The sequence below is a fragment of the Streptomyces sp. NPDC093149 genome (genome assembly GCF_044754145.1).
Taxonomy (GTDB): domain Bacteria; phylum Actinomycetota; class Actinomycetes; order Streptomycetales; family Streptomycetaceae; genus Streptomyces.
Genome location: NZ_JBIVON010000006.1, coordinates 401,448 through 421,674, shown reverse-complemented (window position 1 = coordinate 421,674; position 20,227 = coordinate 401,448). Strand labels below are relative to the sequence as shown.

Here is a 20,227-nt window from a genome sequence, read left to right as displayed (position 1 = left end):
GTTGCACCGGATGCCCGGCCGTGCCTGCTGGGCGGGACGGAGCCGACGGCTCCGGTGCCGACCACGGAAGCCGGGCGGTCTGCGCGGCACAGTTGCGAGAGGGCACCGGCGTGCGACGGCTGAGCAACGCCGCTCGTCAACGACTCGGACCGCGGTGACGGACGACGTCAGTGCGTCAGGGCGACCTTGAGGAGCACGATGAGCAGGCCGAGCGCCAGGTTGACCGCCCCGGCGGCCACCACCACGCGGCCCGTGGCCCCCGCGTGCAGAGCGGCGACCGAGGCCCAGCCGACCTGACCGGCCAGCGCGACGCCCAGGGCCAGCCACAACGCCCCTTCCGGGCCGAGGCCCAGCAGAGGCGTGACGGCGACCGCCACGGCCGGTGGGACGGCGGCCTTGACGATGGGCCACTCGGCCGTGCACACCCGCCGGATCTCCCTCCCGTCCAACGGCGCGTACATGATCCGCTCCCCGAGCAGCCGGGTGAGCACATGGGCGGCCCAGAACACCACCCCGGTGCCCAGCAGCAGGAGAACGAGTTCCAGCCGTGGGAAATACCTGAGCGATCCGGCTCCGACCACCACCGAGGCGGCGAGCAGCGAGCCGTACACGGCGCCCGTGTAATCACGCCGCTCCGTGGCGTCCGCGTGCGGATCCTGTGCGGGAGGTCCACCGTCCATGATTCCAGTGTGGGCACGCCTGTTGTGTGTCGCACGGCCACACGCCTCCGGTACCCGGACGCGTTCGGTCTCCTGTCGGCCGCCTCCCCGGTCAGGTGCGGAGGCAGGACCCGAAAGCCCCGCCCGCACCCATCAGAACCCCGGGCCCGCACCCATCAAAACCCCGGGTCAGGGCCAGACCAGGCAGTACGCCTGGTGCCCCGCGTCGTGCAGCCGGTGGGAGAAGTCCTGCCACTCGTGCAGCAGTTGGTAGACGTTGAACGCGTCGCGCGGGCCGCCCCGATCCGGGACCGTGGACCAGATGAAGGCCGCGGCGCCCACCGACTCCTCGCCCACGCCGCGCAGCGGGTCGACGACCGTCATCGGAAGCTTGACCACCGCGTAGTCGGGGTGCAGCACGACCAGTTCCAGCGGGGGGACCCTGTGCAGGGGTATGCCCTGGATGCCGGTGAGGACCATCGCCGCGACCGTCTCCGGCTTGATCTTGGTGAACATGCCGCCCATGCCCAGTTCGTCGCCGCCGAGTTCCTCGGGACGCATCGAAATGGGCACGCGTGCGGCCGTGGCCCCGTCCGGGGCCCCGAAGTACTTGTAGGTCACCCCCACCCGGCCACCACTCCTGCTTCCGGCTCCGCCACCCTGCGCACCATTGGCCTGTGTGCCCTGTCTGCGCTCCGCCTCACGCCGGTGCCGACCCCGCCGGGCAGGCTCGGGCCCCAGGTCGTCGGTCCCTTCGCCCACTCCGCCACCGCGATGCATATCTCATCCACCCGACTACTACTTAGGAGACCCAGCCCCCGCCGCGCAACCCGATCATCGTGTCAGTGACCTCCCCCGCGGGCGTGCGGTGAAACACCTGCCCGCAAGACCGTCCGTGACCCCGGCACCATGGCGTGTGTGAGCTTTCCCCTTGAAGTCACCAGTTTCGCAGATGTGAGGGGGCCGGCGCCCGGTCGTTACGCGACGGAGTTGCTCGCGGGGCTTTCGGTGGCCGGGATCTTCCGCTCCCGGCCGCTCGGGAGGGCTGACCTACCCTGGGGAGGTCACTAGCCCCCGGAGTCGGAGAAGTCGCAGGTCATGACCGAACTGCCTTATCGATATGAAGCCCCAGTTTCGCAGACGCTTTTCGACCGCGCGTCCCTCGTGACGCCCGGCGGCGTGAATTCTCCCGTCCGGGCCTTCCGGGCCGTGGGCGGCACGCCGCGCTTCATGGTGTCCGGTACCGGTCCCTACCTCACCGACGCCGACGGCCGGGAGTATGTCGACCTGGTGTGCTCGTGGGGGCCGATGATCCTCGGTCACTCCCACCCCGAGGTCGTCGCCGCGGTCCAGGAGGCCGTGGCCCGCGGCACCTCGTTCGGTACGCCCGGCGAGGGCGAGGTCGCGCTCGCCGAGGAGATCGTGGCCCGGGTCGAGCCCGTGGAGCAGGTGCGGCTGGTGTCGTCCGGCACCGAGGCGACCATGTCCGCGATCCGTCTCGCCCGCGGGTTCACCGGCCGCGCCAAGGTGGTGAAGTTCGCCGGCTGCTACCACGGCCATGTCGACGCGCTGCTCGCCGCCGCCGGGTCCGGGGTCGCGACCTTCGGCCTTCCCGACACCCCGGGGGTCACCGGCGCGCAGGCCGGCGACACGATCGTGCTGCCGTACAACGACCTGGAGGCCGTACGGGAGGCGTTCGCCGCGCAGCCCGGCGAGATCGCCTGTGTGATCACCGAGGCGTCGCCCGGCAACATGGGTGTGGTGCCGCCGCTGGACGGTTTCAACGCCGGACTCAAGGAGATCTGCGCCGCCAACGGTGCGCTCTACATCTCCGACGAGGTCATGACCGGATTCCGTACCTCGAAGGCCGGCTGGTTCGGCGTCGACGGAGTGCGGCCCGACCTGATGACCTTCGGCAAGGTCATGGGCGGCGGATTCCCGGCCGCGGCCTTCGGCGGGCGTGCGGACGTGATGGCGCACCTCGCCCCGGCCGGTCCCGTCTACCAGGCGGGCACCCTCTCCGGCAATCCGATCGCCACCGCCGCCGGCCTCGCCCAGCTGCGGCTGCTCGACGACGCCGCGTACGCGAAGGTGGACGCGGTCTCCGCGGAGATCCGCGGCCTGGTCGGCGAGGCGCTGACCAAGGAAGGCGTGGCGCACGTCGTGCAGGCGGCGAGCAACATGTTCTCCGTCTTCTTCACCGACCGACCGGTGCGGAACTACGAGGACGCAAAGCAGCAGGAAGCTTTCCGCTTCACCGCCTTCTTCCACTCGCTGCTGTCGCAGGGCGTCTACCTGCCGCCGTCCGCCTTCGAGTCCTGGTTCGTCTCCACCGCCCACGACACGCAGGCCGTCGAGCGCATCGCCGCGGCCCTGCCCGCCGCTGCCCGCGCCGCCTCGGAGGCCACCGCATGAGCGAGAACAGCAGCCCCAAGGACATCACCGTCGTCCATCTGATGCGGCACGGAGAGGTGCACAACCCGGAGGGCGTGCTCTACGGACGCCGTCCCGGCTACCACCTCTCCGAGCTCGGCCGGCAGATGGCCGACCGGGTCGCAGCGCACCTGGAGAGCCGTGACATCACCCATGTCGTGGCCTCCCCGCTGGAGCGCGCCCAGGAGACGGCCACGCCGATCGCCAAGACGCACGGCCTCGACCTGGCCACCGACGAACGGCTCATCGAGGCCGCCAACGTCTTCGAGGGCAAGACCTTCGGTGTCGGCGACGGGGCGCTGCGCAAGCCGGACAACTGGAAGCACCTGACGAATCCGTTCCGGCCGTCGTGGGGCGAGCCGTACATCGAGCAGGTCGTACGGATGATGGGCGCCCTGGACGCCGCGCGTGACGCGGCCCGCGGTCACGAGGCGGTGTGCGTCAGCCATCAGCTGCCGATCTGGATCGTGCGGAGCTTCGTGGAGCGGCGGCGCCTGTGGCACGACCCGCGCAAGCGGCAGTGCACGCTCGCGTCGCTGACCAGCTTCACGTACCAGGGCGACAAGATCGTCTCGGTCGGGTACACGGAGCCGGCGCGTGACCTGGTGCCCGCGCATCTGCGGGCGGGCGCGAAGCCGGTGAAGGGGAAGTCGAAGGCGTTCGGCGCGTAGCGGGCCCTCGGCCGGGGGACGCGGTGCGCGTCCCCCGGCCCGGGTGCGGCACCCCGGGGCCTCTCACCGGCCCCCCGCGCCCCGCCGGTCCTTTGCGCCCCGGCCCCGCCGGTCCTCCGCGTCTGACCGGCCTTCCCGGTTCCCCGCCGGTTTTCCGTGCCTGATCGGTTCTCCGATACCCGCCGGTCCTCCGCACCCCCGGGCGCCCCGCCGGTCCTCCGCGCCCCGGGACCTCTCACCGTTCCTCCGCGCCCCGGCCGCACCGGTCCGCCGCCGGACCGTGGCCTTCTCTTGCCGTGCTGTCCTCGGTCGCCGGACGGGCGTGATCCTCCCGCCCGTCCGGCGACCGTGCCGCCGCGACGGGACCGGCGCCGTCGCGGGGCGGGGACCGAGGCCAACGCGACGATCATGCCGCCGCTCCGGGTGACCTATCAGTCATACGTTCGCGTGCGTACCGGTCTGGTCACACACAGAAACTTGTGCTAATCGCGGAACCCCTGGGTTGCTTCCATCATCTAAACCTTTGTCAGTTTGTATGGAATTAAGGTAAAACGACCGCAGATGGGGAACGCATGCGCGAGATCAGTCGAAGGGGTTTGCTCGGAGCCGGGCTCGGGGCTGCGGCCACGATCGGTCTGGCGGGTTGCGGTTCCTTCGATAGCGGCCGGCCGGGGGAGGGCGCGGGGACCGCGGGGGAGAAGGGTGCCGACGGGCACACCCGGGGGACCGGGCCCGCGAAGAAGGACGTCCGGAAGATCGGGGACGGTTCCACCGCCGACACCGGGAAGCAGCCGCACCAGCCTTCGGCGCCGGTTCCGCTCGAACCCGGGCAGACGCCGCCGCAGTTCGTGATCTTCTCCTGGGACGGGGCGGGCGAGGTCGGCAACGGCCTCTTCCCGCGATTCCTGGAACTCGCCAGGAATCACGATGCGGCGATGACGTTCTTCCTCTCCGGCCTGTATCTGCTTCCCGAGTCGAAGAAGTCCATGTACCGCCCGCCCAACAACCCGATCGGTGCTTCCGACATCGGATATCTGACCGATGACCACATCAAGCAGACGCTGAAGTACGTCCGTCAGGCCTGGCTGGACGGGCATGAGATCGGCACTCACTTCAACGGGCATTTCTGCTCCGGCTCCGGATCGGTCGCGAACTGGTCGCCCGCCCAGTGGCGGAGCGAAATCGATCAGGCGGTCTCCTTCGTCACCGAATGGCGCACCAACACCGGGTGGACCGATCTCGATCCGTTGCCGTTCGACTACCGCAAGGAACTGATCGGCGGCCGCGCTCCCTGTCTGCTCGGCCAGGACAATCTGCTGCCCACGGCGAGCAAGCTGGGCTGGCGCTACGACGCCAGCTCGCCCGGCGGTACCCAGGTGTGGCCCCAGAAGCGCCAGGGCATCTGGGATCTGCCACTGCAGGGCATGCCGTTCCCGGGGCACACCTTCGAAGTCCTTTCGATGGACTACAACATCCTCGCCAACCAGTCGCAGAATTCGACCAAGGGCATGCCCTCGCGCTATCCGGGCTGGCGGGAGCAGGCCGCCAAGTCGTATCTCGCCGGTTTCGACCGCGCATACACGACGAATCGCGCGCCCTTCTACATCGGAAACCACTTCGAGGAGTGGAACGGCGGCATCTATATGGACGCGGTCGAGGAAGCGATCAAGAAAATAGCCGGGAAGCCGGACGTGCGGCTCGTCTCCTTCAAGCAGTTCGTCGACTGGCTCGATGTCCAGACCCCGGCCGTGCTCGACAAGCTCCGGACGCTGGGCGTCGGACAGTCACCCGAAGGCGGCTGGAACGCCTTCTTTAAACAAGCCTGACAACGGGCTTTACGGGCACCGAGGGGGGTGCCCGAGATCGCCGGAACCGTCATGCGAAACTTTTCACATGAGCTATGGCCGGGCATCTCGACGCCGCTTCACCCTGCTCGCCGCCCCCGCAGCGGTCGTCGCGCTCGCCCTCACGCTGACGGCGTGCGGGGGCGACGACAACAAGGCGGGTGGCGGCGGCAATACGAACTTCGTCACAGGCAGCGGCGGAATCTCCACCGTGGCCAAGGGCGAACGCAAGGCCGCCCCGAAGCTCGACGGCGAGACCCTCGAAGGCAAGCAGCTCGACGTCGCCGACTACAAGGGCAAGGTCGTCGTGCTGAACATGTGGGGCTCGTGGTGCGGGCCCTGCCGTCTGGAGGCCCAGTACTTCGCGAGGGTGGCGAAGGAGACGAAGGACAAGGGCGTCCAGTTCGTCGGGATCAATACGCGCGACCCCCAGAAGGGCCCCGCGCGGAGCTTCGAGAAGGACTACGGAGTCCCCTACCCGAGCCTCTACGACCCGACCGGCAAGCTCATGCTCCGCTTCCCCAAGGGCACGCTGCGTCCGCAGGCCATTCCGTCGACCGTGGTGCTGGACCGGGACGGCAGGATCGCCGCCCGTTCCCTGACCGCGCTGGACTCCGACAAGCTGCACAAGATGATCGACCCGCTGATCGCGGAGAAGTGATTCCGTGCACACCCTTGCCGCGCTCCAGGGCGAGAACCTGACCATCGTGAACGGGGCGCTGATCGTCGCCCTGCCCGTCGCCGTGCTCGCCGGGCTCGTCTCGTTCTTCTCGCCGTGCGTCCTGCCGCTCGTCCCCGGTTACCTCAGTTACGTCACCGGGGTCAGCGGCACGGACCTGGCTCAGGCCCGGCGCGGGCGGATGGTGGCGGGTGCCTCGCTCTTCGTGCTCGGCTTCACCGCCGTGTTCGTCTCCGGCGGCGCGCTCTTCGGCTTCTTCGGACAGACCCTCCAGGAGCACAGCGGAACGCTCTCCAAGATCCTCGGTGTGCTGATGATCCTGATGGGGATCTTCTTCATGGGCCTGATGCCGTGGATGACGCAGCGCGAGTTCCGCATTCACAAGAGGCCGGTGACCGGGCTGGTGGGAGCGCCCGTGCTGGGCGCCCTCTTCGGGATCGGCTGGACCCCGTGCCTCGGCCCGACGCTCAGCTCGGTGAGCCTCCTCGCGATGGAGCAGGGCACCGCCGGGCGCGGGGCGATACTGACCGTCGCGTACTGCCTCGGACTCGGCCTGCCCTTCGTGCTCGCGGCGGTCGCCTTCCGCAAGGCGCTCGGCGCCTTCGGCTGGGTCAAGCGGCACTACGCATGGGTCATGCGCATCGGCGGCGTGATGATGATCGCGACCGGTCTTCTCCTGCTGACCGGCGTGTGGGGCACGATGATGCAGCAATTGCAGGGCTGGTCCAACGGCTTCACGGTGGGGATCTGAGTTCCATGAGCAACACCAAGTCCAACCCCCCCGCCCCGGAGCGCGAGCGCCCGGACGAGCGGGAGATCCGGGACGAACAGGACCGGGAGAACGCCCGCGAGCTCGGTGCGGCCGGCTCCCAGCTCTCCACCGCCCCGCGCGAGGAGAGCGTGGCCAATCTGCCGGCCATGGGCGTCATCGGCTGGGCCCGCTGGTTCTGGCGGCAGCTCACCTCGATGCGGGTCGCGCTGATCCTGCTCTTCCTGCTGTCGCTCGGCGCCATCCCCGGCTCGCTGATCCCGCAGAACAGCGTGGACGAAATGAAGGTGCGGACCTTCAAGGAAGCCCACACCACCCTCGCGCCGATCTACGAGAAGCTCCAGTTCTTCGACGTCTACAGCTCGGTGTGGTTCTCCGCGATCTACATCCTGCTGTTCATCTCGCTCATCGGCTGCATCGTCCCGCGCACCGGCCAGTTCATCGGCCAGCTGCGCAGCCGTCCGCCGGGCGCCCCCAAGCGCCTGACCCGGCTGCCCGCGTACACCACCTGGCGCACCGAGGCCGAGCCCGAGCAGGTCCGCGAGGCCGCGCTCGCGATCATGCGCAAGCGGCGCTACCGCGCGCACACCGTGGGCGACGCGGTCGCCGCGGAGAAGGGCTATCTGCGCGAGGCCGGGAACCTGGTCTTCCACATCGCCCTGATCGTGATGCTGGTGGCCTTCGCCTTCGGCCAGCTCTTCAAGTCCGAGGGCGGCAAGCTGATCGTCGAGGGCGACGGCTTCTCCAACACGCTCACCCAGTACGACGACTTCAAGTCCGGTTCGCTGTTCGACTACGACTCGCTCGCACCGTTCAGCTTCAAGCTCGACAAGTTCATCGGTACGTACGAGCGCAACGGCCCCCAGATCGGTACGCCCCGGACGTACGAGGCCCATGTGACGTACGAGAAGGGCGCGTACGGCAAGCCGCAGAAGGACGTCATCAAGGTCAACGAGCCCCTCGTCATCGACGGCACCAAGGTCTACCTCAACGCGCACGGCTACGCGCCCGTCGTCTCCGTCAAGGACGGCAAGGGCAAGGAGGTCTACCGGAGCGCCGTGCCGCTGCTGCCGATCGACAACAACGTCACCTCGACCGGCGCGATCAAGGTCTTCGACGGCTACCGCGACAAGAACGGCAAGAAGACCCAGCTGGGCTTCCAGGCCTTCTTCGTGCCGACCTTCGCGGGCAACGGCAAGGGCACGATGTTCTCGCAGTTCCCGGCCGCCGACATGCCCGTGCTCGCCCTCAACGGCTACCACGGCTACCTCGGGCCGGACTCCGGGCTGGCACAGAACGTGTACCAGCTGGACAAGACCAAGATGAAGGCGTTCAAGGACAGCAAGGGCGATCCGCTCAAGCAGCGCCTGGCGGTCGGCGACACGATGAAGCTCCCCGACGGAGCCGGCTCGATCACCTTCGAGGGTGTCGAGGAGTGGGCCAGCTTCCAGATCTCCGAGCAGCCCGCCAGCGGCTGGGCGCTCACCGGAGCCGTCGCCGCCATCGCCGGGCTCGCGGGCTCGCTGTTCATCCAGCGGCGCCGGGTCTGGGTGCGGGCCGTGCGCGGCGCGGACGGCGTCACCGTCGTCGAAATGGCGGGTCTCGGCCGCAGCGAGTCCGCGAAGCTTCCCGAGGAGCTGGCCGATCTCGCGGTCACGCTCAACGACGTGGCGCCCACGGCGCCCGGCCCTGACACCGACCCCGGATCCGATGCCGGTTTTGTCGGAGAATCCCCCGTAGAACCTGCCGAAGGGGCTGAGAAGTGAATCTCGCCGCCGCAACCAACGAGAACCTGGCGCACACCAGCAATGTGCTGATCTATTCGTCGATGGCCGTCTACACCCTGGCCTTCTTCGCGCACATCGCGGAATGGGTGTTCGGCAGCCGCAGCAAGGTCGGCCGCACCGCCGCCGCGCTGACCGGGGCCGATGCCGGGGCCGGCGCCTCGGTGAAGGTGCAGGTCGCACAGAAGGGCGGCGGCACCGCCGTACTCGACCGCCCGAAGATCGTCACGCGCTCCGCGGCCGGTTCCCGCGACGTCCCGGACGGGCCCGGCGCGGCCGGCGGCACGTTCAAGGGCGATCTGTACGGACGCATGGCGATCTCCCTGACCGTGCTCGCCTTCCTCGTCCAGGCCGGCGGAGTGCTCGCGCGTGCGCTCTCCGTGCAGCGCGCCCCCTGGGGCAACATGTACGAGTTCTCCATCACCTTCTCCACGGTGGCGGTCGGCGCCTACCTGGTCCTGCTCGCGCTGAAGAAGAACGTCCGCTGGATGGGGCTGCTCCTGGTCACCACCGTCCTGCTGGACCTCGGCATCGCGACCACGGTGCTCTACACCTCCAGCGACCAGCTGGTCCCCGCGCTGCACTCGTACTGGCTGTGGATCCACGTCTCCACCGCCATCATCTGCGGTGCCGTCTTCTACATCGGCGCGGTGGCCACGCTGCTCTACCTCTTCCGCGACAGCTACGAGAGCAAGCTCGCCGCCGGCGTGCAGCCCGGTTCGTTCGCCCAGTCCGTGCTCTCCCGGCTGCCCGCCGCCTCGACGCTCGACAAGTTCTCGTACCGCATCAACGCCGCCGTCTTCCCGCTGTGGACGTTCACGATCATCGCGGGCGCCATCTGGGCGGGCGACGCGTGGGGCCGCTACTGGGGCTGGGACCCCAAGGAGGTCTGGTCCTTCATCACCTGGGTCGCGTACGCCTGCTACCTGCACGCCCGCGCCACCGCTGGCTGGAAGGGACGCAAGGCCGCCTACCTGGCACTGATCGCCTTCGGCTGCTGGCTCTTCAACTACTACGGCGTCAACATCTTCGTCACCGGCAAGCACTCCTACGCGGGCGTCTGACCGGCCCCGCGCCCGTACGGGTGCGGATCGGGCACCTCCGGGCCACGCTGGAACCATGACCGACGCGACCCCCGTCATCGAGCGTGGTACCAGCGAGACCCACGGTGACCGGCACATTCTGCGGTTCACGCTACGGCTGCCCCACCCCGTTCCCCGGGTGTGGGCAGCCGTTGCCAGTTCCGAGGGACTGCCCGGCTGGCTCGCCGCCGCCGACCCGTTCGAAGCGCGCGTCGGCGGAGCGGTCACGCTGCGCTGGCTGAACACCGGCCGGGACGGGAACGCCACGGTCGCCTGCGGCACCGTCACCGCCTGGGACGTCGAACGAGTCGCCGAATACACCCTCGAAGGACTCCACGGCCGTATCCGCTTCCACCTGGAGCCACCGCGCGGCGACCATGTGCTGCTGCGCTTCACCAACGAGTTCCGGGGCGACGACGCACTGCGGCTGGACTGCCTCGCCGGCTGGCACGACCACTTCCAGTACCTCGTGGACGCGCTCGACGGCTACCCCGCCGACTGGTCGAAGTGGACCCCGGTCCGGTGGGCGGGGCTGCGTGAGGAGTACGCCGCGCCCGAGCGATGACACGGCGTCACGGTGCCGAGGACGGCGGCAGGCACTTCGGGTCCGGCGGTGCGCCCTGTGGCCAGGCGATCGTCACGAACCGCTGACTGGCGTCCTCGGGCGCCAGCTCTACCACCGGCACCGCCTTGTTGTAGGGGTTCCCGTGGTTGTCCAGGCAGATCCAGCCGCCGGCCCCCGACACCCGCAGCGACCCCTTCACCCGTGGCCACTGCTCGCCCACGTCCGCGGGCTGCGGCAGCCGCTTGCCCTCCGGGGTCGCCTGCCGGATGCCGTGCACCGCCAGCGACATCGCGTCGTACGCGACAATGACCTGGCCGTCGGTCAGCTCCTGGTGACCGGTCGGACCGACAGGGCCCACGGGCTTCTTCCCGATCGTGGTCAGCAGATCCAGCAGGCTCCGGTAGTCCGCCGGGGAGCCGCCCGTCGCCGCCCCGCCCCTCGCCGCCGCCCAGGCGTCCGGGTGCGCCAGCGAGGCATAGCGGACCGTCACCTTGCGGCGCAGCGCGCCCCGGTCGAGCTTCTTGTCGCTGCCGAGGTACGAGCCCTCGTCGCCGGTCAGGATCGTGAACGGGCGGCTCTGGCAGCCCCGGGCCCCGAGCGCGTTGATGAACTGCCGCAGCTGGGTGTGGCGTCCGGCGAAGAACACCGTCTCCGCGTCCGTGTCACAGATGAGGTGGGTGATCTGCTGGAACGTATTGGCCGTGGTGCCCTCGTCGTTCGGGTCCTTGCGCGAGGTGAACAGCTGCGGCTCGTACCGCGTGCCCTTCGTCAGCGAGGCGAACGCGGCCCGCAGCGTGTCCGTGTAGTGGTCGCCGGTACGGGTGTCCTGCACCAGCAGCGCCTTGTCCGCCTTCACCTTCCCGAAGTGCGCCAGCGCCCGCGCCTCGTCCCGGTTGGTCGGCGACACCCGCGCCAGACCGGGGAACGGATCGCCGGCCGGCCCGTTGGCGATGTCGTCGGCGGTGATCGTGGTCCCGACGACCGCGATGTGCGCGGAGGTCAGCTCCTTGATGGCCGAGGCGACCTCCGGACTGCTGGTGGCGACCCCGGACACGGCCCGCAGATGGTCCGGGGCCCCGGTCATCTTCTTCAGCCGGTCCACCGTCGGCCGCCACAGCAGGTTGTTCTTCCCCGTGTTGGCGAGCACCAGCCGGATCTTCGGCACCTGATCGTTCGACAGATGATTGGCCCGGTACTGCTCGGCGAACGCGCCCTGCAGCTCGCGCTGCATCTTCGTCTGCATGGCCTCGTCCGTCGACGTCAGCGGCAGCAGCAGGGCGACCGTCGCGTACCGGCCGGGCTTCAGGGTGTCGTTCTCCCGCGCGATGGCCGCAGCGACCTCCGTCAGCTTCGGCCGGCCGAAGTCGTAGGCGCCGCCGGAGACCCCCACGCACTCGTCACTGCCCTGCGGCCGCTCCACCCCCGGAGCGCACGAACGGTCCTCGGGAGCGGTGAGCCGGCCGATGCCGTACCAGCCGGACGTGACGACCAGGGCGCCCACCACCACGCTGGTGACGACCTTCTGCCTCGCCGTGTACCAGACGCGATAACGCAGTGGATTAGGCACGCGAACCACCGTCCCCCCGCCGCTGCCCGCTTCCGCCCGTGGCCGGTCCGTCCGTGCCCGACGCCCCCGGCGGCATGGAGAGCTGCCGCCAGGCCCCGATGTCCCGAGGCCAGTGCGTCGCCGCGTCCCACAGCACGCTGTTGCCCGTCGGATGCCTGCCGGACAGCTGTCTCAGTTCGTGCGCCATCTTGTCGATCACCTCTTCGTCCGGCAGAGCCAGCGGATCGGACAGCAGCCATACGGCGTGCAGCAGCCGGCGCAGCTGCAGCTGGAGCTCCACGGCCCGCTCGCCGAGCCCCGCGAGCCCCGTCTCCCCGTCCGGCAGCGAACCGGACGCCTCCCGGCCGAGCGCGACCGCCCGCCGGGGATCGGGACCGGTGCAACCGGGCGGACGCGGATACGGGGCCGAGGCGATGAACCGCAGCGAGCCGAGCCACGCCGTCACGTCCGGCTCGGTGAACCGCTCCCGCAGATGCGTCACACAGTCCCTCGTCCTGCCCAGTACCAGCTCCTGGTGCAGCCGGTGCGGGACGCTCGGAAAGCGGCCCCCGGGCGCGTACGCCGTGCGCAGCGTCTCGTGCACCGCACGCCATACCGCGTAGTACGGATGGTCGTCGTCCTGGAACCGCAGCCGGTGCAGCAGCAGCGCGCGCAGCAGCGGATCGGCGACGAAGTGGTCCGGCCCGACCGGCCAGTCCTGGGCCCGCAGCGCGTCGCGCACCTGCAACGCCACGTCGCCGTCCAGCGACCGGCCGCGCAGCCGGGCCGTGGCCAGCAGCCGCGCCGACTCCTCGCCGTGCGCGGCGGCCAGCACACTCAGTACGTCGAGCTGCTGTCCCGGCAGCAGCCGCGCCAGCAACTCGTCCGCCACCCGCACCGGCGCGCGGTCCTCGCGCAGCTCCACCGTGCGGTCCAGCAGCGTCCCCGGCACCAGCGACCCCGGTCGTGGCGTACCCGTGCGGGACGACCCCGGCGCCAACGCCTCGCCCGCCGCCTGGGCCAGCAGCGCCACACCCAGCGGGCGCCCGCCCGTCAGCCGGTGCACCCCGCGGGCCAGGCCGGCCGGGGCGCGGCCCACCGGATCGTGCCGGTCGAACGCCGCCTGCACATGGGCCGGGCCCAGCGCGGTGAGCTCCACGGCCAGGATCCCGGACGTCACCTCCGAGCCGCGGACCCAGTGCGAACCGTGCGCCACCTCGGGCAGCCGTCGGCGCACCGCATGGCTCAGCCCCTCGTGACCACGGGCGCGCGAGGAGGCGAACACGGCGATCCGGTCCCGCACCCCGGCGGCCCGCTGCCGCAGCACCGGCTCGACCAGCTGCCGGCCCAGCCGCGTGTGCGCGTTGTCCAGCAGCAGTACCGGGCGGCCCCGGCGGGCACCGCGCGCCAGACCCCCGTACGCCCGCACCAGGTCCGCGACCAGCGCGAGCACCAGATGGTCCTCGGCGCGGCGGCGCAGATCGCCACCGCGCTCGAAATCGACGGCCAGCTGCCGCAGCCCGATCCGTCCGTTGCCGCCCGCGTGCGGGTAGTTCCCGTACCAGTCCGCCGAACGCCGCTGGAACCGGCTGAACGACTCCTCCAGCACCGTCTCGATCGTGGCCTCGGCGACCATCCCGGCCAGCGGCACGACGGAGTCGAAGGCGCTCGCCGCCAGCTTCGTCAGCACCTTGGTGACCCAGCCCGTCGCCGCGTCCCCCCGTGTGTCGACGGTCGCCAGCACCGGGCCCAGCGACTGCAGGTCCCGCTGCGCCCGCGTCTCGTCCTCCCGCGTCCAGGAGATCGAGGCGACCGCCACCAGGCCGAGGCTCAGCCGGGGAAACTGCACCGGCCGTGCGGCACGCACCTTCGCGGTCAGCTGGGTGGCGAGCTCCGGCAGCGCCGCGGTGACCGGGGTCCAGCCGGGCCCCGGGTCCGCGGGCGGCACCACCGCCTCGCAGTCGACCAGGGCGACCGGGGTGATCTCCCGGTACAGATGGCGCAGTTGCTTGAGCACGGCCGTCTTGCCCATGCCGCGGCCCCCGGTCAGCACGGCGACCGGCGGATCGTCGCGGTGCTCGTAGGAGACCCCGGCGGAGCCGTAAGGGGTGAGACCTGTCAGACGCGCCGCAAGTCCGTCGTTGCCGAAGATCGCCTCGCGCCCGTACAGCTCTCTCTCCACAGCACCCCCAGCGCCGATGCCCGATCTGATCTGTCACATCGTCAACACCAGCATATCGGGAGGGTGTTGGAGCAAGGAGAAGATTTTCGAACGATCGGTGTCAAGGGGACGGTCCGAGCCGACGGGGCCGTCGCCGGGACGGCCCGACGCGGGGGCGGGGCCGGTGCGGTGCCGGTTCGGGGACGCGAACGACGACGGCCACCGCGTGTCGGGCGACAGGCGGTGGCCGTGCGTGGCGTGCGGTGGCCGCGGTGGGTGGCCGGAGTCCGGACCCTTCCGGTCACAAGGCGGGCGGCGCCGACTCCTCCGGTCCCGACTCGCGCTCGCGGCGCTTGAGCTCCTCCTCGCGGCGGCGCAGATCCGCCTCCCAGTCCTTGAGGAGCGACTCGTCCTTCTTGTTCTCTTCCTTCAGCGCCTTCAGGAACTCCGGATTGTCGTCCGGTGCCACCCATTGCGAGCGGTGGTTGCGGTGCCATTCGGACGGTGTACGGCCCCCCGCGGGCACCGTGCGCATCTTGCCGGCGGCCAGCCAGACGATCGGACCCACGATCCAGAACAGCAGGATGATGAAGACCCAGGCGATCTTCGGCAGGTGCTTGGCCTCGTCCTCCGGGGTGTTCAGGCAGTCGATGAACGCGTAGATCGTCAGCGCCAGAGGCAGGAGATAGATCAGGGCCCGGAACATGTTGGAAAGGTCCCCCTGAGGAGAGTTGGCGGGGCTTGTCCCGCCCCGGTGACGGGCCCAGAGTAGCCGGTGCCGCCGACACCCCATGGCGAGCGGACGGAACCGGCGGTGAGCAGGTCCGGACAGGGGGCGGGCCCGCGGGCCGCGGGCCGCGCGTCGGTGGGCATCCGGGCGTGTACGCCCCGCGCGGCCGACGGGAGGTGGGGCACCCCGGGTGATCGGCAGCGGTGATGACAAACTGGACGGCATGGCTTACGACGATCTTCGTTCCCTCCTCCGGGCCCTGGAGCGCGAGGGCGAGCTCAAGCGCATCAAGGCCGAGGTCGACCCCTACCTGGAGGTCGGCGAGATCGTCGACCGGGTGAACAAGGCGGGCGGGCCCGCGTTGCTCTTCGAGAACGTCAAGGGGTCCTCGATGCCCCTGGCCATGAATGTGTTCGGGACCGACAAGCGGCTGCTCAAGGCGCTCGGGCTGAAGTCCTACTCCGACATCAGCGACAAGATCGGCGGACTGCTCAAGCCGGAGCTGCCGCACGGCTTCGTCGGGGTACGGGAGGCCTTCGGGAAGCTCGGCTCGATGGTGCACGTGCCGCCGAAGAAGGTGAAGCAGGAGAGCGCCCCGGTGCAGGAGGTGGTCCTCACCGGCGACGACGTGGACCTGGACCAGCTGCCCGCGCTCTTCACCTGGCCCGAGGACGGCGGCTCGTTCTTCAACCTGGGGCTCACGCACACCAAGCACCCGGAGACCGGCGTACGGAACCTGGGGCTGTACCGGCTCCAGCGTCACGACCGGCGCACCATCGGCATGCACTGGCAGATCCACAAGGACAGCCGCAACCACTACCAGGTCGCCGCGAAGCGCGGGGAGCGGCTGCCGGTCGCCATCGCGTTCGGGGCGCCGCCCGCGGTGACGTACGCGTCCACCGCGCCGCTGCCCGGGGACATCGACGAGTACCTCTTCGCCGGGTTCATCCAGGGCAAGCGGATCGAGATGGTCGACTGCAAGACCGTGCCGCTCCAGGTCCCGGCGCAGGCGGAGGTCGTCATCGAGGGGTGGCTGGAACCCGGGAAGATGCTTCCCGAGGGGCCCTTCGGGGACCACACCGGCTTCTACACGCCGCAGGAACCGTTCCCCGCGCTGACCATCGACTGCGTGACCATGCGCAGGCGCCCGCTGCTGCAGTCGATCGTGGTGGGCCGGCCGCCGACCGAGGACGGGCCGCTGGGACGCGCCACCGAGCGGTTCTTCCTGCCGCTCCTCAAGATCATCGTGCCGGACATCGTGGACTACCACCTGCCGGAGGCGGGCGGCTTCCACAACTGCGCGATCGTCTCGATCGACAAGAAGTACCCGAAGCACGCCCAGAAGGTGATGAGTGCCATCTGGGGCGCGCACATGATGTCGCTGACCAAGCTGATCGTGGTCGTGGACTCCGACTGCGACGTCCACGATCTGCACGAGGTGGCGTGGCGGGCGCTCGGCAACACGGACTACGCGCGGGACCTGACCGTCACCGAGGGGCCGGTCGATCATCTCGACCACGCCTCCTACCAGCAGTTCTGGGGTGGCAAGGCGGGTATCGACGCGACGAAGAAGTGGCCCGAGGAGGGCTACACCCGGGACGGGGGCTGGCCGGACATGGTCGAGTCCGACCCCGAGACGGCGGCGAAGGTCGACCGCCGGTGGAAGGAATACGGACTGTGAGCGCCGCCGAAGCAGCAGCACTGGGCTCAGGGCCCGTACAGCCGAACAGCAAGGTCAAGGCGTTCCTGCGGCTCGTGATGATCGAGCACTCGGTCTTCGCGCTGCCCTTCGCGTACATCGCCGCGCTGACCGCGATGTTCCAGGAGGACGGGTCCATCCACTGGGGCACGCTGCTGCTCGTCACCCTCGCGATGGTGGGGCTTCGGACGTTCGCCATGGCCTGCAACCGGATCATCGACCGGGAGATCGACGCCCGTAACCCGCGCACCGCGAGCCGGGAGCTGGTCACCGGCGCGGTCTCCGTGAAGTCGGCGTGGACGGGTGCGCTCGTCGCCGTCGTGGTCTTCCTCGGGGCGGCGGCCCTGCTGAACCCGCTCTGCCTGGCGCTCGCGCCGGTCGCGGTGGTGCCGATGGTGGTCTATCCGTACGGGAAGCGGTTCACCCACTACCCGCACGCCATCCTGGGGATCGCGCAGGCCATAGGGCCGATCGGGGCCTGGCTGGCGGTGACCGGCAGCTGGTCCTGGGACGCGGTGATCCTCGGTCTCGCGGTCGGGATCTGGATCGGTGGCTTCGACCTGATCTTCGGCTGCCAGGACGTCCAGGCGGACCGGGCGCACGGGGTGCTGTCGGTGCCGGCCCGGTTCGGGATTCCGGCCGCGCTGTGGGGGGCGCGGGTCTGCCATGTGGTGACGACCGGGCTGCTCGTCTGGTTCGGGCTGGCCACTCGGGCGGGGCTCTTCTACTGGATCGGCATGGTGATCGTCGCCGTCGCCTTCGTGTACGAGCACCGGGTGGTGCGTCCGCACGATCTGTCCCGGCTGAACCGGGCGTTCTTCTCGGTCAACGGCTTCATCGGGATCGCGCTCTTCGCGTGCGCTCTCCTGGACCTGCTGGTGCGGGGCCTGACCGTCTGAGCCTGTCCGACGAGGCGGGTCGCCTGTTGTGGTCAAGGACCGCCTCGTCACGGGTCCGTCCCAGTGGACTGCGGGCGCCAACAGGTGCGCAACGGCGGCGGGAACCGCCGTCCCGGCCGGCCGGCGACGTTTCCCGGCGCGGTGCGGCGACCCGTGTCCGGCCCCTGTTTCCCTTGCCGGGCGGCGGCAGGGAGCGGGCGCGGCAGGGGCGGGCGCGGGCGGGGCATGCCCGGCGGTGGTGCGCGTTGTGCCCGGCTGTGCGTGTAACAGGGGCGTATTAGCGGGTGGTTGGGCGGAACGGGTTGCCGGGCCGGGCAGCTCTTGGTGATCAGAGACGCTCGCTCGTACCGACCGTGCCGAGCGGCCGACGCCACCCCCCACCGATGCTGAGGAAGACACGATGCGCGTTCGCAAGCTGACCTTCGCCGCCCTGGCCGTTGCCGCCGGCCTTTCGCTCACGGCCTGCCAGAACGGCGAGGACGACCTGGGACAGACCGCCCCGTCGTCCGCGTCCACCGCGTCTTCCGCGAGCGGTGGTTCGGGCTCGGGCGGTTCGGATCAGGGCGGCGGGACGGACTCCGCCGGGAAGGGATCCGGCGGGCAGGGCACGGCCACCGGGACCGGCTCCGACGCGAACAGCAAGGTCGGCAAGTGCCGCACCGACGACCTGGACATCACCGCGTCGGACAGCACCATCGACGGCGACACCGAGGGCACCGTCGCGGTGGAGTTCAAGAACGGCAGCGGCCGGGACTGCGTGCTCTCCGGGTACGCGGGCGTCGACCTGAAGACCAGCGCGGGGTCGATGCCCGCGGAGCGTACCGGTGAGAAGGCCACCCCGATGACCCTCAAGGACGGGAAGTCGGTGTACTTCGGCGTCAACTACCCGCTCAACAAGTCGGGTGGCTCCGGCGTCCGCATCACGGCCCTGGTGGTGACCCCGCCGAACGAGACGAAGTCGTTCTCCCTCGAATGGCCGGGCGCCGCCACGCTGCCCGTCACGGACGGCTCCGGCTCCCAGGTGAAGGTCGGCCCGATGGGGAGCGCCGGTCAGGGCGAGGGCTGACCCGGACACCACGGGATCCGTCCGCGCTCGACGGCATGGGCGGCCGAACGCGCTCTACGGCATGAGCGGCCGGGCGGGCGGCACCGTGCTCCGGCCGCGCGCGGGGCGGCGGAAGACGAAGGCCGCCGCCACGCCCGCCGCCAGTCCGAACAGGTGGCCCTGCCAGCTGACCGAGGTGTTGGCGGGGGAGAGCCCCAGCAGGATCGACGAGCCCCATATCGCGCCGATCGCCAGGCCGACGCCGATGTCGAGCGGTCTGCGGTCCACGAAGCCGCGTACGAGCAGGTAGCCGAAGAGGCCGAAGACCAGGCCGGAAGCGCCCGCTGTGTTGGAGTGGTCCGGCGCGACCAGCCAGACGCCGAGGCCGTCGACCACGATGATCAGCGCGGCCACGGCCGCGAAGCGGCGGATGCCACCCAGCGCGGCCAGGAAGCCGAAGACCAGCAGCGGCACGCTGTTGGACGCGACATGGCCGAAGCCGAAGTGGATGAAGGACGCGGGCACGACGTCCAGCAGTTCACCGGGCCGACGCGGCTCGATCCCGTACGCGTCCAGGGAGTGGCCGGTCGCCACGTCGACGACTTCGAGGATCCAGAGGAACGCCACCCAGCCCACCATCAGCTTGGCCGCGGCCTTCGCGCGCTCGCCCGTGCTCCACGCCGATACGAATCGATCCGACGATGCGGCCACCGCTGCCTCCTGTCGTTCCGTGTCGCCCCTGTTCCCTCCCTCAAAACGCCTGAGGCCCCTTACTCGGTTCCGGTTCCGCGCAGCCGGATAGGCTCGGGTGCGTGGATTCCGGGACTTCAGTGAGTCAGCAGCAGCGGCAGCCTTGGATTGTCGGGGTTTCCGGCGCTTCGGGCACCCCGTTCGCCGCCGCCGTGCTGCGCGGTCTGCTGGCCGCGGGGGAGAGCGTGGACCTGGTGGTGAGCCGGGCGTCGCGGCTGACGCTGCTGGACGAGACCGGGATCGCGTTCCGCGACGCGCACTGGCGGGAGGACCTGCGCGGCTGGCTGGCGCGCGGGGCGGACGGCAAGCCGCACACCTTCGACGTGGACGTCGAGGGCGTACGGCACTGGGCGGCCGGTGACCTCGCGGCGGGTCCGTCCTCGGGGTCGTACCCGGCGAAGGGGATGCTGATCGTGCCCGCTTCGACGGCGTGCGTGGCCGGGGTGGCGCTCGGGCTCTCGAAGGATCTGCTCCAGCGGGCCGCGAGCGTGACGCTCAAGGAGCGGCGGAAGCTGGTCGTCGCGGTGCGGGAGACCCCGCTGAACGGGCAGACGCTGAAGCACCTGGTGAGTCTGGACGAGGCGGGCGCCGTGGTGCTGCCCGCCTCTCCGGCGTTCTACGCGGGGGCGACGCACATCCAGGATCTGGTGGACTTCGTCGCGGGGCGGGTGCTGGACGCGGCGGGGGTTCCGCACGACCTGTACCGCCGGTGGGAGGGAGAGCTCGGTGGCGGCTCTCGTGGCTCCGGGGGCTGAGCCGGTGGTCAGCGCTTCTTCGTGGCGCGCGGGTTGCGGGTCCGGTCGACCCGGCGCGCGGCGGCGGGCTGGTGGGCACGCGAGCGGTTGGCCAGGTCCTGCAGCTCGCGCATTCGGGCGTAGGCCATCTCGATCGTGTACACGGTGTTCTCACTC

At 70.3% G+C, this 20,227-nt stretch carries 19 protein-coding genes; 12 read left to right on the top strand and 7 right to left on the bottom strand.

Features of this window, described 5'->3' with window-relative positions:
* Nucleotides 1–167 precede the first annotated feature (167 nt).
* Together ACIQCZ_RS21130 and ACIQCZ_RS21125 are read right to left on the bottom strand one after the other, a co-directional pair.
* Complete coding sequence (locus ACIQCZ_RS21130; protein ID WP_376214150.1) at nucleotides 168–680, bottom strand: hypothetical protein; 513 nt, start codon at nucleotides 678–680, stop codon at nucleotides 168–170.
* Between the two features lie 168 nt (nucleotides 681–848).
* Nucleotides 849–1,439, bottom strand: coding sequence for a hypothetical protein (locus ACIQCZ_RS21125; protein ID WP_365691220.1), 591 nt, complete (start codon nucleotides 1,437–1,439; stop codon nucleotides 849–851).
* 327 nt (nucleotides 1,440–1,766) lie between these two features.
* Here ACIQCZ_RS21125 and hemL point away from each other — a divergent pair, with 327 nt between their 5' ends.
* From hemL to ACIQCZ_RS21085, 8 genes are all read left to right on the top strand, one after another.
* Nucleotides 1,767–3,074: a glutamate-1-semialdehyde 2,1-aminomutase gene (gene hemL / locus ACIQCZ_RS21120; RefSeq protein WP_376214180.1), complete on the top strand. Its 1,308-nt coding sequence runs from the start codon at nucleotides 1,767–1,769 to the stop codon at nucleotides 3,072–3,074.
* Nucleotides 3,071–3,763: a histidine phosphatase family protein gene (locus ACIQCZ_RS21115; protein WP_376214152.1), complete on the top strand. Its 693-nt coding sequence runs from the start codon at nucleotides 3,071–3,073 to the stop codon at nucleotides 3,761–3,763. The genes hemL and ACIQCZ_RS21115 overlap by 4 nt, the downstream gene beginning before the upstream one ends.
* A gap of 572 nt (nucleotides 3,764–4,335) precedes the next feature.
* A complete protein-coding gene (locus ACIQCZ_RS21110) occupies nucleotides 4,336–5,589 on the top strand; it encodes a hypothetical protein (RefSeq protein WP_402284048.1) in 1,254 nt (417 codons plus the stop codon).
* Between the two features lie 67 nt (nucleotides 5,590–5,656).
* On the top strand, nucleotides 5,657–6,268 hold the full coding sequence (locus ACIQCZ_RS21105; protein WP_402284047.1) for a TlpA family protein disulfide reductase: 612 nt from the start codon (nucleotides 5,657–5,659) through the stop codon (nucleotides 6,266–6,268).
* A gap of 4 nt (nucleotides 6,269–6,272) precedes the next feature.
* A complete protein-coding gene (locus ACIQCZ_RS21100) occupies nucleotides 6,273–7,037 on the top strand; it encodes a cytochrome c biogenesis CcdA family protein (protein ID WP_402284046.1) in 765 nt (254 codons plus the stop codon).
* A 5-nt stretch (nucleotides 7,038–7,042) separates the two neighbouring features.
* A complete protein-coding gene (locus tag ACIQCZ_RS21095; RefSeq protein WP_402284044.1) occupies nucleotides 7,043–8,821 on the top strand; it encodes a cytochrome c biogenesis protein ResB in 1,779 nt (592 codons plus the stop codon).
* On the top strand, nucleotides 8,818–9,903 hold the full coding sequence (gene ccsB, locus ACIQCZ_RS21090; protein WP_351080088.1) for a c-type cytochrome biogenesis protein CcsB: 1,086 nt from the start codon (nucleotides 8,818–8,820) through the stop codon (nucleotides 9,901–9,903). The genes ACIQCZ_RS21095 and ccsB overlap by 4 nt, the downstream gene beginning before the upstream one ends.
* Before the next feature lie 55 nt (nucleotides 9,904–9,958).
* The gene (locus tag ACIQCZ_RS21085; RefSeq protein ID WP_402284042.1) at nucleotides 9,959–10,486 is read left to right on the top strand and encodes an SRPBCC domain-containing protein; all 528 of its coding nucleotides are present in this window, start codon (nucleotides 9,959–9,961) and stop codon (nucleotides 10,484–10,486) included.
* A gap of 7 nt (nucleotides 10,487–10,493) precedes the next feature.
* Here the strand turns inward: ACIQCZ_RS21085 and ACIQCZ_RS21080 are convergent, their stop codons facing one another.
* The 3 genes from ACIQCZ_RS21080 to ACIQCZ_RS21070 all read right to left on the bottom strand — a co-directional run bounded on the left by ACIQCZ_RS21080 (nucleotide 10,494) and on the right by ACIQCZ_RS21070 (nucleotide 14,899).
* Nucleotides 10,494–12,053, bottom strand: coding sequence for a hypothetical protein (locus ACIQCZ_RS21080; RefSeq protein WP_402284040.1), 1,560 nt, complete (start codon nucleotides 12,051–12,053; stop codon nucleotides 10,494–10,496).
* Nucleotides 12,046–14,214, bottom strand: a complete 2,169-nt coding sequence (locus ACIQCZ_RS21075; protein ID WP_402284038.1) for a hypothetical protein — start codon at nucleotides 14,212–14,214, stop codon at nucleotides 12,046–12,048. The genes ACIQCZ_RS21080 and ACIQCZ_RS21075 overlap by 8 nt, the downstream gene beginning before the upstream one ends.
* 280 nt (nucleotides 14,215–14,494) lie before the next feature.
* Entirely contained in the window at nucleotides 14,495–14,899 is a 405-nt protein-coding gene (locus ACIQCZ_RS21070) for a PLD nuclease N-terminal domain-containing protein (RefSeq protein ID WP_351080096.1), read from the bottom strand.
* A gap of 247 nt (nucleotides 14,900–15,146) precedes the next feature.
* Here ACIQCZ_RS21070 and ACIQCZ_RS21065 point away from each other — a divergent pair, with 247 nt between their 5' ends.
* From ACIQCZ_RS21065 to ACIQCZ_RS21055, 3 genes are all read left to right on the top strand, one after another.
* On the top strand, nucleotides 15,147–16,604 hold the full coding sequence (locus tag ACIQCZ_RS21065) for a menaquinone biosynthesis decarboxylase (protein ID WP_402284037.1): 1,458 nt from the start codon (nucleotides 15,147–15,149) through the stop codon (nucleotides 16,602–16,604).
* Nucleotides 16,601–17,521 (top strand): menaquinone biosynthesis prenyltransferase MqnP, encoded by a 921-nt coding sequence (gene mqnP, locus ACIQCZ_RS21060; RefSeq protein ID WP_402284035.1) that lies wholly within the window; start codon nucleotides 16,601–16,603, stop codon nucleotides 17,519–17,521. Before ACIQCZ_RS21065 ends, mqnP begins: the two co-directional genes overlap by 4 nt.
* 400 nt (nucleotides 17,522–17,921) lie before the next feature.
* Nucleotides 17,922–18,587, top strand: a complete 666-nt coding sequence (locus tag ACIQCZ_RS21055; RefSeq protein ID WP_402284034.1) for a DUF4232 domain-containing protein — start codon at nucleotides 17,922–17,924, stop codon at nucleotides 18,585–18,587.
* A gap of 54 nt (nucleotides 18,588–18,641) precedes the next feature.
* Here ACIQCZ_RS21055 and ACIQCZ_RS21050 read toward each other — a convergent pair whose 3' ends face one another.
* Nucleotides 18,642–19,205 (bottom strand): rhomboid family intramembrane serine protease, encoded by a 564-nt coding sequence (locus ACIQCZ_RS21050; RefSeq protein WP_402284203.1) that lies wholly within the window; start codon nucleotides 19,203–19,205, stop codon nucleotides 18,642–18,644.
* 191 nt (nucleotides 19,206–19,396) lie between these two features.
* Between ACIQCZ_RS21050 and ACIQCZ_RS21045 the strand changes: the two genes are divergently transcribed.
* Complete coding sequence (locus ACIQCZ_RS21045; RefSeq protein WP_402284202.1) at nucleotides 19,397–20,071, top strand: UbiX family flavin prenyltransferase; 675 nt, start codon at nucleotides 19,397–19,399, stop codon at nucleotides 20,069–20,071.
* A gap of 8 nt (nucleotides 20,072–20,079) precedes the next feature.
* Here ACIQCZ_RS21045 and ACIQCZ_RS21040 read toward each other — a convergent pair whose 3' ends face one another.
* On the bottom strand, nucleotides 20,080–20,214 hold the full coding sequence (locus ACIQCZ_RS21040; RefSeq protein ID WP_376214175.1) for a hypothetical protein: 135 nt from the start codon (nucleotides 20,212–20,214) through the stop codon (nucleotides 20,080–20,082).
* Nucleotides 20,215–20,227: the final 13 nt, after the last annotated feature.

What these genes read in the sequence shown, in the direction of transcription:
- ACIQCZ_RS21130 (WP_376214150.1), bottom strand. Translation starts at nt 680, where the DNA reads ATGGACGGTGGACCTCCCGCACAGGATCCGCACGCGGACGCCACGGAG.
- ACIQCZ_RS21125 (WP_365691220.1), bottom strand. Translation starts at nt 1,439, where the DNA reads ATGCATCGCGGTGGCGGAGTGGGCGAAGGGACCGACGACCTGGGGCCC.
- ACIQCZ_RS21115 (WP_376214152.1), top strand. Translation starts at nt 3,071, where the DNA reads ATGAGCGAGAACAGCAGCCCCAAGGACATCACCGTCGTCCATCTGATG.
- ACIQCZ_RS21110 (WP_402284048.1), top strand. Translation starts at nt 4,336, where the DNA reads ATGCGCGAGATCAGTCGAAGGGGTTTGCTCGGAGCCGGGCTCGGGGCT.
- ACIQCZ_RS21105 (WP_402284047.1), top strand. Translation starts at nt 5,657, where the DNA reads ATGAGCTATGGCCGGGCATCTCGACGCCGCTTCACCCTGCTCGCCGCC.
- ACIQCZ_RS21095 (WP_402284044.1), top strand. Translation starts at nt 7,043, where the DNA reads ATGAGCAACACCAAGTCCAACCCCCCCGCCCCGGAGCGCGAGCGCCCG.
- ACIQCZ_RS21085 (WP_402284042.1), top strand. Translation starts at nt 9,959, where the DNA reads ATGACCGACGCGACCCCCGTCATCGAGCGTGGTACCAGCGAGACCCAC.
- ACIQCZ_RS21070 (WP_351080096.1), bottom strand. Translation starts at nt 14,899, where the DNA reads ATGTTCCGGGCCCTGATCTATCTCCTGCCTCTGGCGCTGACGATCTAC.
- ACIQCZ_RS21065 (WP_402284037.1), top strand. Translation starts at nt 15,147, where the DNA reads ATGGCTTACGACGATCTTCGTTCCCTCCTCCGGGCCCTGGAGCGCGAG.
- ACIQCZ_RS21055 (WP_402284034.1), top strand. Translation starts at nt 17,922, where the DNA reads ATGCGCGTTCGCAAGCTGACCTTCGCCGCCCTGGCCGTTGCCGCCGGC.
- ACIQCZ_RS21050 (WP_402284203.1), bottom strand. Translation starts at nt 19,205, where the DNA reads ATGGTGGGCTGGGTGGCGTTCCTCTGGATCCTCGAAGTCGTCGACGTG.